Annotated in this window: 8 protein-coding genes; 7 read left to right on the forward strand and 1 reads right to left on the reverse strand. The window is 36.1% G+C overall.

The genetic code is table 11. The features are described from left to right. Positions 1–82 precede the first annotated feature (82 nt). Both rimO and ACT29H_RS08955 read left to right on the forward strand, forming a co-directional pair. Complete coding sequence (gene rimO / locus ACT29H_RS08950) at positions 83–1,369, forward strand: 30S ribosomal protein S12 methylthiotransferase RimO (RefSeq protein WP_444821280.1); 1,287 nt, start codon at positions 83–85, stop codon at positions 1,367–1,369. 386 nt (positions 1,370–1,755) lie between these two features. Continuing rightward, entirely contained in the window at positions 1,756–4,260 is a 2,505-nt protein-coding gene (locus ACT29H_RS08955) for an AsmA family protein (protein WP_444821281.1), read from the forward strand. Positions 4,261–4,270: 10 nt separating this feature from the next. Here ACT29H_RS08955 and ACT29H_RS08960 read toward each other — a convergent pair whose 3' ends face one another. Next, positions 4,271–7,543, reverse strand: a complete 3,273-nt coding sequence (locus ACT29H_RS08960; protein WP_444821282.1) for a UvrD-helicase domain-containing protein — start codon at positions 7,541–7,543, stop codon at positions 4,271–4,273. 242 nt (positions 7,544–7,785) lie between these two features. Between ACT29H_RS08960 and ACT29H_RS08965 the strand changes: the two genes are divergently transcribed. From ACT29H_RS08965 to ACT29H_RS08985, 5 genes are all read left to right on the forward strand, one after another. Further along, entirely contained in the window at positions 7,786–8,550 is a 765-nt protein-coding gene (locus ACT29H_RS08965; RefSeq protein ID WP_444821283.1) for an MBL fold metallo-hydrolase, read from the forward strand. Positions 8,551–8,846: 296 nt separating this feature from the next. After that, positions 8,847–9,887, forward strand: coding sequence for an aspartate--ammonia ligase (gene asnA, locus ACT29H_RS08970; protein ID WP_444821284.1), 1,041 nt, complete (start codon positions 8,847–8,849; stop codon positions 9,885–9,887). Positions 9,888–10,077: 190 nt separating this feature from the next. Further along, positions 10,078–11,286, forward strand: coding sequence for a cofactor-independent phosphoglycerate mutase (locus ACT29H_RS08975; protein ID WP_444821285.1), 1,209 nt, complete (start codon positions 10,078–10,080; stop codon positions 11,284–11,286). Between the two features lie 165 nt (positions 11,287–11,451). After that, positions 11,452–12,753: a threonine synthase gene (thrC, locus tag ACT29H_RS08980; protein ID WP_444821286.1), complete on the forward strand. Its 1,302-nt coding sequence runs from the start codon at positions 11,452–11,454 to the stop codon at positions 12,751–12,753. 136 nt (positions 12,754–12,889) lie between these two features. Continuing rightward, entirely contained in the window at positions 12,890–13,534 is a 645-nt protein-coding gene (locus tag ACT29H_RS08985; RefSeq protein WP_444821287.1) for a tetratricopeptide repeat protein, read from the forward strand. Positions 13,535–13,549: the final 15 nt, after the last annotated feature.

A 13,549-nucleotide genomic window follows, 5' to 3' on the forward strand; every position in this document is an offset into this window, starting at 1 on the left:
CATTTCAGACCTTTTTTTAGTAATGATTCATTGCCCACGATAGACTTAAATACGATAAAAAAAGTAACTTATAGGATAACGGATGAAGCGAATTGATGTTATTACCCTGGGATGTTCCAAAAATTTGGTGGATTCAGAATTTCTGATCCGACAGTTCGAAGCTGAAGGTTATAAAATTGAACATGATCCGTCAGACCCGAAGGGAGAAATTGTAGTTATCAATACTTGTGGATTTATTGGAGATGCTAAAGAGGAAAGTATAGATACTATTCTGGATTTTGCCGAAGCCAAAAAAGAAGGTAAAATTCAGAAATTATTTGTTATGGGTTGTTTATCTGAACGATACTTTAGTCAGCTGGGAGAGGAGATTCCTGAAGTGGATAAATTTTATGGAAAATTTAATTGGAAAGAACTCATATCCGAGTTAGGCAACTCTTTTAGAAAGGATTTGATTCATGAGAGATCACTTACAACTCCTAGTCATTATGCATATCTGAAAATTTCGGAGGGGTGTAACCGTACTTGTTCGTATTGCGCAATACCAATTATCACCGGAAGGCATAAGTCCAAATCCATAGAGGAGTTAGTGGAAGAAACAAGAATATTAGCCTCTCAAGGTGTTAAAGAGTTACAGATTATTGCGCAAGATTTATCCTATTATGGTTTGGATCTCTATAAAAAACCAATGTTAGCTCCATTGATTGAGGAACTTTCGAAAGTGGATGGTATTGAGTGGTTACGACTTCATTATGCTTATCCTGCCGGATTTCCAATGGATGTTCTGGATGTAATGGCGAACAATCCAAAGGTTTGTGCTTATTTGGATATAGCTTTACAGCATATTTCTGACCATATGCTAAAAATAATGCGACGAAACGTTTCTAAAGATGAAACCATTGCATTGATCCAAGAGATAAGGAAAAGAGTGCCTGGGATCCATATCCGAACAACTTTAATTACCGGTCATCCTGGTGAAACGGAGCAGGATTTTGAAGAACTCATTGAATTTGTGGGTGCTACGAGATTTGAAAGATTGGGGGTATTTCCTTATTCGCATGAAGAGGATACCTATTCCTGGAAAAATTATGAAGACAATATTCCTGCCGAAATAAAACAGAAGAGAGCCGATCAAATTATGGCTTTACAACAGGGAATTAGTCAGGAGCAAAATCAACAGAAAATCGGTCAAACTTTAAAGGTAATTATCGACCGAAAAGAGAAAGATTATTTTATTGGTCGAAGCAGTTATGATTCTCCCGAAGTGGATCCTGAAGTTTTAATCTCAGCTACAAATGATCTTGAGATTGGTCAATTTTACCAGGTTCGAATTACAGCTGCCGAAGAGTATGATCTTTATGGACAGATTTGATACTTTTTTAACCTAATTGATCTCATTATTGGATATGTTGTTTTTCAACAATTGATCCTTAAATAAAAAATCTCATGTTAACGGTTAATTTGTAATACAACAATTTTACTCAAATTTTTAAAGCTATGAGTTGGTTCTATTGTTCATAGGTATTGGAAATGGATTTGTACTGCTAACTTTATTAAAAAACTTTAACGGAGAAATACCGATTTATCAGCTTCCTTTTCTTAAATTTGATTCAATTGGCATTCGTGGTTAGGCAATGGTCAGAAAGATTAAAGAAAAAACCATGAGCCATGCGAGTTCCATTAGACCAATGACTTAAATAAATTTTATACGAATGAATTAATTCAACACAAACCAATAACTTAATCTTAAGAATTTATATGAAACGATTTTTGCAGATAATAGGTGGTATCATAGGCCTAATTCTATTGCTCTTATTGATTATTCCCTCGTTGTTTAAAGGAAAAATAGAGCAAAAAGTAGTTGACGTAATCAATGACAATATCACGGCTACCGTTTCTTTTGATAAATTTAGTTTGTCCATGTTTAGGCACTTTCCTAATTTATCCATGGGATTGGACGGATTAACCATTGTCAACCAAGCACCATTTACAGGGGATACATTATTGCAAATTAAATCATTTTCCGCAAGCATCGATTTATGGAGTGCAGTTAGCGGTGATGGTATATTAATTAATTCAGTAATGTTGGATTCGCCTCAAACGTGGCTTGAAGTTAATAAAGATTCTATTGCCAATTGGGATATTGTTCCGGTTTCAGGAATGGAAGAGGAACAAGAGGATACTACTGAATCATCTGATTTTAAAATAAGTTTAAACCTTTTTGAGATTAAAAATGCCAAATTGATCTTTTCTGATCAAACGATGCAGTTTGTTACGGCCATAGAGGATTTTAATCTGACTATGAAAGGGGATCTTTCGCAAGAGTCGACAAACCTTGATTTAAGCAGTAAAATAAAAAAGTTTAGTCTTCAAATGGAGGAAACCAAATATGTAAAAAATGCCACTATATCTTTGGATGCCATAATTGGAGCTGACTTAAAAAATATGATTTTTACCTTTAAAGAGAATGAGTTACATTTTAATGATCTGGCACTGGGATTTGAGGGGACATTTGGTATGCTGGAAGAAGGTTATGATTTAGATGTAAAACTCTTGACGCGAGAGACAAGCTTTAAGACGCTACTTTCAATGGTTCCAGAAGTATACTTGCAGGATTTTGAAGAACTTCAGACTAAAGGAACCATGATTTTGGAAGCCAGTGCAAATGGAAGATTTAAAGATGCGGAGCACTTACCAGCTTTCGATCTTGTATTAAAGGTGATGGACGGAAGTATTCAATATCCGGACTTACCCAAATCTATTGAAAACATTCAGGTCGATGCCCAGATGAAAAATCCTGGCGGATCTTTGGATAAAACCATTACAAATATCAATAAATTCCACTTCAAATTAGGAGAGAATCCCTTTGATGCCTCATTGCAAATTGTGACGCCTGTTTCTAATGCCACATTCAAAGGGGCAATGAACGGAACCATCGATCTGGCATCCTTGGCTGATGCCATTCCCATGGACAGTATGGAAATGGGTGGGATTATTTCGGCTGATATCAGAATCGATGGAGATTATCGTATGGTTGAAAAAGAGCAATATGAAAATATAAAAGCCAATGGTGCCATTACTTTAAAAAATTTCATTTTTCAAATGGCCGGATGGCCACAAGCTTTCAAAATTTCAGAGGCTGATCTTTATATATCACCGCGAGCAATGGAATTAAAATCCTTTGAAAGTTCTCTGGGAAGTAGTGACTTTAATCTGAAAGGAAAGTTAGAGAACTACCTTTCTTATGTTTTGAAGGACGGTACCCTAAGAGGGCGTCTTGATCATTCTTCTAAACTGATTAATACGAACGAATTGATGCAACTGGCCGGAGAGGATACAACCACAGTAAAAGAAGATACTACATCGATGGAGCTTGTTCTAGTCCCCCAAAATCTGGATTTCACGCTTAATAGCGATATCGATAAATTGCTTTACGATAAACTGACCATGTCGAATGTGAAGGGAACCATACGTATAGTTGGCGGCAAAGTTATTCTTGAAGGCTTAAAATCCAATATGCTAAATGGAGCAATGGTTATCACAGGAGAATATAACACCTCGGATACTTTACGCCCCTTTGTTAATTTCGACATGGGACTTGAATCCATAGATATTCACCAAGCTGTAAATTCTTTCAGTATTGTAGATTCCATGATGCCAATTGCTAAAAAAGCTATAGGTACCGTTTCTACAAAATTGAGTTTTAATAGTTTGATGGGAAAAGATATGTCGCCCATATTAAGGTCGGTTAATGGGGGTGGGCTCTTAAAATCCAATGGAGTAGAAATATCAGGGGCAAAAGTACAGAATGCCTTAGCTGCAATGCTTAAAAACGATAAATACAAAAAGGCTAGAGCAGAAGATTTATCCGTTTATTTTGTTTTAGAAAATGGTAATGTTATTGTAAAACCATTTACTACTTATTTGTTTGGTAAGAAGCTGACAATTTCCGGTATTCAGGGATTGGATCAATCATTGGATTACACAATAAAAATGCCGGTTAGTCGAAAGGAATTAGGTGAAGTCGCAGGCCTTTTGGGGGCGTCAATCCCATCATCGATGGATAATGTTATGGTTGATATTTTGGTGAAAGGAACCGTTAAAGACCCAAAACTTAGGTTTAAACTGAGCGATGAATTTAAAAGTCAAGCCAAAGAAGAACTGAAGAAAGAAGCGGAAAAGGCAGTTAACAAATTGATGGAAGATGAAAATGTAAAGGAAAAAGTAGATGAGTTAAAAGATAAGCTCAAGAAACTGTTTTAGATTGGGTAGACTAAAACAGTTTCCCTTGGACTGACATATTGTCAACTTTGACTACTTCACCATGCGGGACATACCAAATGTAACCTTTTACATTTGGGTGTCCCATTTTTTTAATGCTATTCATATACCCTCTAACTTGGGCATGATGTTTCCATTCATCCACTTTCCCAAATTTATAGTCTACAACGATGGTTGCATCAGCACTAATCATAACACGATCTGGGCGTCGAATATCCTTGTCTATAATTGCTATTTCGGATAATACCTTGGAGGATCCGTCAAACCATTTTTGGACTTCCGGATGTTGTAACCATTGATTCATTTTTGAACGGATAAAGCCTATTTCCTTTTCTTCGATTTTGCCTTCATACCACAAATTTTTCAGCGCTTCATTCAGATCATCTCTGGTTTCAATCATTTCGAAGAGATGGTGCATGATTTTGCCATACGAAACGCCATGCTCCATAGATTCGTTATCGAAAAATTCATTACTTTCTTTGTGAATGTGAATTCTATCCCTAAAAGAATATGTTTCTAGGGCATTTAATTGAAAAGATTCAGAGGATCTGGGAGACTCTTTTTTTTCTTTTTCAAGATTTTCTTCCTCTTTTGGGGTTGGAGATCCAAAGGAGTAAATATAGTTTTCCTCGTCCCATTTTCCTGGTATATCTTTATGATTTAATAAAAAGTGGAACCATAAAAGGTCGGATACATTTACAAGGTCGGTTGGCCCCTTTTTGGAATATTGACAAAATGCTGTAAGAGACTGTTTCGCCCTTGTAAAGGCCACATAAAGCAGGTTTAGATTGTCGATATATTGATCCATCAGCTCCTGTAGATATTCTTTTTGGAAATGAGAATCAATAAGTGATTTTTCATAGTTGACAGGAATCAATTCCAATTCATTAAAAGGCGGTTTTGGGGGGTGACACCACAATAAGTTCTGCTGTCGTGAAGCATCCAGATCCCAGTTACAAAATGGCATGATTACAGCTTCAAATTCTAGCCCTTTCGATTTGTGGATTGTCATTACTTGGATAGCTTCCTGATTTTCTGGTAGCATAACCGATTCGTTCCGTATGATTTTTTCCCATTCATCAAGAAATAGGTTAAGATCAGCCGTTTCACGCGATGAGAATTGATTAATTCTATTAAGAAGAGTTTGTATATAGATTCCCTGGTCCTCTCTAATCTCTCTTGGAAGCAAACGAACTAATTCATCTGCCAAGTCATACAATGGAAAAGGTTGCTTATTGGATAAAAAGGTCAGATGCTCCTCCCAAGTTTGAAGCCTGGTGGGATTATGGAAAATACCAGATGCATCGATATGAGTAGGGTTATTTTCCCGATGATAGCGTTCCCAATGCAATCGGATAAATGCTTCAAGTACTTTGTCGTCAGGATTTTGAATAAATTTTAAATGATTGATAACAAATAGAACGGCAGATGAACTACTCAATTGCAACGTTTCGTTACTAATAACAGGCAGAGTTTTGTTTTCTGGATGATACTCTCCTGAAAGCAAAGCCTTTGTAATGGCGGTGCCTTCGCTTTTCTTACGTACCAAAATACAAATGTCTGAAAAAGAAAAACCATTCATTAGCAAATTATTGATGTGCTCAACAGTCGCTTGAATAGTTTTAATTTGAAATTCCTCTTTTTTATCGGCCTCCAAGAAAGAAAAAGAAACATGTCCCTCATTAGTGGAATCTTTGGCCGGCTTTTTTTGGACAACGTCTTTATAAGCTTCCATGATTCTTAAATTGAACTCATCGGGAAGCATTTCCTGGTTTTCACCGTTAGATGCACGTTGAATAATGTTGGCTTGTAATGCTTTGGCTGCATTCGTAAAAAAACTGTTGTTAAAGGCAATAATATTGTCACTACTTCTCCAGTTGGTATCCAGAGATTTGACCTCAGCGCCAAAAATTTTGAAATCTTCTTCAACTTGGTCAGCCAAAAGAGTCCAGTCCGAATTGCGCCATCTGTAAATAGATTGTTTTATGTCACCGACCAACATAGCAAATTTGTCTTGCGCCAGACTATTGATTATAAGTGGTCTGAAATTGGCATATTGTAAGGCGGATGTGTCCTGGAATTCATCAATCATGTAGTGTGAATAGCGATTTCCCGTGCGTTCATATATAAAAGGCGCTTCATCCTCCTTGATAATACGAGATAAAAGATGATTGGTCCCGGCCAGTAGAAATACATTTTGTTCTCTTGATATTTCTTGGATTTTTTGGTTGACGTCGTTAATAATTCCTAACGCATAAAAGTTTTTTAGAATAGCTTTAGCTGTAAGATAATTCTTTTTGTTGCTATGAATGAAGTTGACGATTTCTCCAAGCATATCGTTTAAACCACCTTGATAAAGGTTGTCTATGGCATGATCAATATGAGGAGGATTTTTTTTTCTTTTCCAAGAAGAAAGATTATTGTGCAAAGCAAGAATGTGATCTTCTTTAAAATCATATTTTTCTGCCATTTTTTTAAAAATCAGCATTTTGCTTCTGCTGCCGTTGTTGAAATCATTACTGATATCAAGGTTGAATTGTCTGATCAATTGCAGACCTTTCTCCCCAAATTGTTGGAGCAGATTCTCATAGTTCGTGATAATTTGACGGAGCTTAGATAGATAAGAATTCATGAAATTCTTATCTGCCAATTTTCGGGACAAACTTTCAGCGGCAGATTGATACGTTTCTTTGAAAATTTCTTCAGAAAAAGTGCTGATTTCTCGATTGATATTCCAACTTTTCCCTTCAGAAATCTTTTTATCCGCGAAGTTTATCATCCAACGTTTCATCGCTTCGTGTCCTTTCATATCTATTTCCAGAACGACCCGATCGATGGCTTGAGTTAGTACCGATTGATGATCCAATTCTGTTCTAAACCCCATTTGAAGGCCTGCGTCTCGCGCAAAAGCACGGATTACCTGTTGAAAAAAACTATCTATTGTATTTACTGAAAATTTGGAAAAGTCATGCAATAAAAACCTGAGTAACAACCGGGCCCTTTTTCTAACTTGATTCTCCTGCATTCCGGTTTCAGCCATAAGATCGTCCAAATAATCGGTTTGGCCGGTTGTTTTGTAACCCAATTCATAAATCTTCTTAAGAATCCTCTGACGCATTTCAGCCGTTGCTTTGTTTGTGAAAGTAACGGCCAATATATGACGGTATTCAAATGGATCAGCAAATAAAAGTCGAATAAACTCCCGGGTAAGTGTAAATGTTTTCCCAGATCCCGCCGATGCACGATATATTTTTAACTGAGACATAAAAAATCTAAGATGTTTTTGAAAATGATGAAAAGTAAAAATAGAAAATTACTTTGGTATATGCAGACAGTCGCGACTCATTTTAATGGATTCTTTTTCGCATATCCTGATTAGTTTTTATTTTTCAACCTTAATTCGTTGATTGAACTATCATGAATACTAAATTTGTATAGAATAATAAATGAAGATTCATTGAATCTATTTTCAAACAGAAAGATACTCCTAACTAAAAAAATACTCCATTGAAAATTAAATTTTTAGGAACCGGAACCTCAATGGGGGTACCGATGATTGCCTGTGATTGCAATGTATGTCATTCCAGAGATCCAAGAGACAAACGCACCCGTTCTTCTTTGAAAATCGAAACTGAAGAATCTACTATTGTAATTGATTCAGGACCAGATTTTCGTCAACAAATGTTGGCATCCGAAACGAAACGGTTGAATGCAATTCTCTTTACCCATGAACACAAAGATCATACAGGAGGACTGGACGATGTGCGTGCTTTCAACTGGATAAACAACGAACCAGTTAGGCTGTTTGCCGAAAAACGGACACTTAATGCTTTGAAACAAGAGTATTCTTATGCATTTGAGGAAAATAAATACCCTGGAGTCCCAGAACTGATATTAAATGAAATTAAAGACAATAACGAATTCTACGTTTGTGGATTAAAAGTTATCCCCGTTCGGGTATACCATCATTTAATGCCGATTACTGGCTTTCGAATTGGCGAATTCAGCTACATAACCGATGCCAGCAGTATTCCTGATTACAGTATGGAAAAACTTAAAGAATGTGATGTATTAGTTATTAATGCCTTAAGAATCAGGGAGCATATTTCTCATTTTAATCTTTCGCAAGCCCTGAAAATAATAGATGAACTAAAGCCACGTCAGGCATTTTTGACCCATATAAGCCATCATCTCGGTTTTTATTCCGATATATCCCAGAAACTTCCTGGAAATGTGAAATTAGCATACGATGGGCTCGAATTTGAAATATGATAAAAGTGTTCTTTTCTATCTTGTTCAGTATAAAAACTATAAAAATATGGTAGAGTCTAATGGCCGAATAAAAAGTTTCTCGGTTTTTTAAACTAAAACTACCTACTTGAATGGCCTTTTTTCAAAATATTGGAGTTGAAAAAATCATATTTTTGAAGTGAATTATTTCAAATAATAAAAAAAATCAATCATACAGTGATAATATGACAAAATTTGTGTTTAAAAATTTTTTAATTGTAATTTACCTGCGTAATTTTGTACAGTAACCAAACGTTTATATTTGTATAGATTGAATTATGATAGATAATTTATTTATTCCTAAAGGATATAGGCCATTACTGGATTTAAAGCAAACAGAACATGCCATAACTGTGATCAAAGATTCATTTCAATCGGGATTATCTTCCGAATTACGGTTAAGAAGAGTAACGGCTCCTTTATTTGTTTTAAAAGGAACAGGTATTAACGACGATTTAAACGGAACAGAAAGACCTGTAACTTTTCCTGTCAAAGATATAGGAGATAAAGAGGCGGAAATTGTGCATAGTCTGGCAAAATGGAAAAGAATGGTACTTACCGATTACGACATTGAACCCGGTTTTGGAATATATACCGACATGAATGCTATTCGACCAGATGAGGTTCTGGATAACACTCATTCCATCTACGTTGATCAGTGGGATTGGGAACGTTCAATAACCCCAGAAGAACGGAATCTTTGCTTTTTAAAGAAAATAGTGAAAAGCATTTATGAAGTATTAAAAAGGACGGAATTTATTCTATATGAAAAATATCCACAATTAACTCCGCTCTTGCCTTCTAAAATACATTTTGTTCACAGCGAAGAGCTACTTCAAAAATATCCTCATCTTACCCCAAAAGAACGAGAAGATGTAATTTGTAAAGAGTTCGGCGCTGTTTTTTTAATTGGAATTGGGGGAGCACTGTCGAATGGAGAGCCTCATGATGGGAGGGCCCCTGATTATGATGACTGGAGTACTTTAGCGGACGATGGGCTTCCTGGCCTCAATGGTGATATATTGTTATGGAATCCGGTACTGGAAAGAGCATTTGAAATATCCTCAATGGGAATACGGGTGGATGGAGAAGCTTTGATTCGGCAGTTGAAAATAAAAAATTGCTTAGACCGAAAAGAATTACTTTTTCATCGACGTCTACTCAGGGGAGAATTTCCACAAAGTATCGGAGGCGGAATAGGACAGTCGAGATTATGTATGTATTTTCTTAGAAAAGCGCATATTGGGGAAATTCAGGCCAGTATATGGTCTGATGAAATGAGAAAGGTGTGTAACGACAATAACATACCTTTGGTATAATATAAGGTTTACGATATTCAGAGAAAACTATGATTCAGACTTACAGATGGCAAAAATGTATTAATACTATTGACATTTGGATTAGTTGATATTTGCATTAAGTAAAAAATTACCCGAATACACGGATTGTTTTTTCAAAAACATGAAATATAAAATGGTTTAAATTATCATCAAAATACAACCTTTTACTATGAAATATATAGTTGTCCTGGCCGATGGGATGGCAGATATACCAATCCCTGAATGGAATAATAAAACACCCCTGATGGTTGCTTATAAACCGGTTATGGATCATCTATGTTCACTTGCCCAAACAGGATTATTGCAATCAGTACCAAGTGGGATGCATCCTGGAAGTGAAATAGCCAATATGAGTATACTAGGTTTTGACCCCCGAAAATATTTTCCTGGGAGAGGGGTTCTAGAAGCCGCTGCTCTAAAAATTCCTGTTTCGCATAACGATCTGGTTTTTAGATGTAATTTGGTAACCATAGAGAATGGAAAATTGATGAATCATTCGGCCGGACACATTAGTAGTGGGGAAGCGGGGGAATTAATTGAATCTTTAAATTCATCTTTTTCAAAAGAGGGAGTCCGTTTTTTTCAAGGAGTCAGTTACAGAAACCTGATGATTCTAAAAAATGGAAAGGCCAATGTTGATTGTCAACCGCCGCATGATCATCCCGGAGAAGAGATGGAACCTCTTTTGCCAAAACCGAAAACAAGAGATAATCAAACTGCTAAAATATTAAATAAATTAATCAATCAATCTGTCAAGCTATTGAGTTCCCATCCGATTAATCAAAAAAGGATAGAGAAAGGCCTACCTGTTGCTAATGGTATCTGGCCTTGGTCCCCTGGGAGGCCCTCCGGTTTTCCCACATTTAAAGAACGATGGGGTATTAGCTCCGGCGCAGTTATTTCAGCAGTCGATTTAATTCATGGAATAGGAAGTTTAGCTGGTTTGGAAAGTATTCATGTAGAAGGTGCAACCGGATTGTTTAATACGAATTATGAAGGGAAAGCTGCAGCCGCTATTAGTGCCCTCCGAAAGTCAGATTTTGTTTTTTTACATGTGGAAGCGGCAGATGAAGCTGGGCATGAGGGGGATAAGGACTTAAAGAAGAAGGTTGTGGAAGATTTTGATAAAAGGTTGTTAAAACCTTTATGGGAAGGCATTCAGAATATGGGTGAGGAGGTAGTATTCGCCTTGTTGCCAGATCATCCTACGCCATGCTCTTTGCGTACGCATACTTCGGACCCCGTTCCTTTTTTATTAATAAAACCTGGAATATTACCTGATAATGTTAAGTCTTTTGATGAAGCATCTGTAAAAAAGGGAGCTTTAGGTTTGCTCAAAGACGGCGAATTACTCCAAAGAATGTTTGATTCTAAATAGGGTAGGGAATCTGAATGTTATAAAATCATATAGGTCTAGTTTTTTCCATAATTCTTCCTCGATTTTGATGGTAAATTAAAATCGAAAATTAACGAATAAAATGATTGGCCAACTGAAAAAAGGAAAAAATAGTCGGTTGGTTTATTGACAAAATCCATAACGTACATGAAATACATAAGTATAGGTCAAAAAAGACAACGTGTAACATTGTCAGAGGGCGTTTTTAAAGGCCTTTCGGATGAAGGAACCCTTTTTATGCCGGAAGCAATTCCTGTTTTGGACAAAACATTTTATTCCAGGTTTCATGACATGTCTTTGCCTGAAATTGCCCTTAATGTACTACTCCCTTATGTTGAAAACGAATTAGGAAGAGAGAACTTAAAAAAAATAGTTGAAGAAACTTTTTCATTTCCAATCCCTTTAGTCAAAATACATGATAATATCAACGTATTGGAATTGTTTCACGGTCCAACTCAGGCCTTTAAAGATGTAGGTGCCAGGTTCCTTTCGCGGTTAATGAGTAAACTGTACCCGAACCAAGGGAAAAAAATGATAATTTTAACTGCCACCTCCGGCGATACAGGGGGAGCTGTTGCGCATGGCTTTCATCGAGTTCCAGGAATAGAGGTTGTTGTGTTATATCCCCAGGGAAAAATAAGCCCTTATCAGGAAAATCAAATGACAAGTTTAGGGCATAATATTCATGCTATTGCGGTTGAAGGCGTTTTTGATGATTGCCAACGTTTGGTAAAGCAAGCATTTAATGATCCATCTTTGAGAAAGGATGTTTCCATTACCTCTGCCAATTCAATTAATTTAGGTCGTCTTCTTCCTCAAATGGTATATTATTTTTTCGGAGTTGCTGCAATTCAGAGAAAATTTCCAAACCTAAAACCGGTAATATGTGTTCCTAGTGGCAATTTTGGTAATATTACTGCTGCTGTAATGGCTTCTCGGATGGGGTTGCCGGTCAATCGATTTATTGCTGCCACTAATGTTAATGATGTTGTTCCAAGATTTTTAAGAACAGGGAGGTATGAGCCGCATAAAACAATCGAGACATACGCTAATGCAATGGATGTTGGGGATCCGAGTAATTTTCCCAGACTTTTCTATTTGTTTAAAAATGAATTGGAAGAATTACGAAAAATGTTTTCGGCCAAGGTAATTACCAATGAAGAAATAATAAAAACCATTCAAATGGTATTTCAACAACACCACTATCTGCTGGATCCACACTCATCAACGGGTTACCTGGGACTTAAACAGTCGTTGCAAAAGGATGAAAACGGATTTTTTATTTCAACAGCACATCCAATAAAGTTTGTAGAAATTATTGAAAAAGTATTACCTCAAGAAGCTGATCGATTAAAGAAAAGTTTTAGTTACGGAGTTGGATCAAGCACACAATTAGAGAAAATGCCTGTGTCCTATAAAGCTCTGAAGAATAAGTTGATTTCATTATAAGTGATGCTTTGTCTAAATAGATTTTAAGGTTTGGCTTATTTTTTGTTTCTTAATTTTTCTAAAAAGGCTATTTTTATGGCCAGAAAAAAGTAGTGATGAAAATAAATATAAAAAAACATTAAAAATGAGTTACGTTATGAAGTATTTTTTATCAGTAAGTGTTGTGTTGTTTTTATTTGCAGGAAGTCTTTTTTCACAGGAAAAAACAGCTGCTGAATTTAAGAACGAAGGAAATGATGCTCTTCGAAACAAAGATTATAAGACAGCATTGGAATTATATGAAAAATCACTGAAAAACTGGGGAAGTGAAGAACCTGTTGACGATGCAATGATTTATAACATGGCGACCTCTGCCCGGAGAATTGAAAATTATGACAAAGCGATAAAGTATTATAAAATGTGTGAGGAGAAGGGCTTTAGAGGTGATATTGCATCTTACTACATAGCTTTTAGTTTAAAAAAGCAGAATAAGGAAGAAGAAATGGAAAAAGAGCTTCTAACTGCCATCGAAAAATACAAAACCAGTAAATATTTGGGACATATGAAAAAAATGCTGGTCACTTATTATTTGAAAAAAGGTGCCGAACCTTTCAATGAAGCTTCTCAAATTCTTGCTTCAGCACAAAATGCAGATCCTTCTCAATACGATGAAATCAATAATAGAGCCAATGAAGCTTTTGCCAAGGCGAAACCTTGGTTTGAAAAGGCATTAAATTATGATCCAAATAATGCTAGTGCCAAAAAATCTTTGGATGAAATCAATAATCGTCTCAATAATTAACTCTGAGATTTTTTA

It is taken from the genome of Thermophagus sp. OGC60D27, from assembly GCF_052400625.1.
In the GTDB taxonomy this organism is placed as follows: Bacteria; Bacteroidota; Bacteroidia; order Bacteroidales; family Marinilabiliaceae; genus Thermophagus.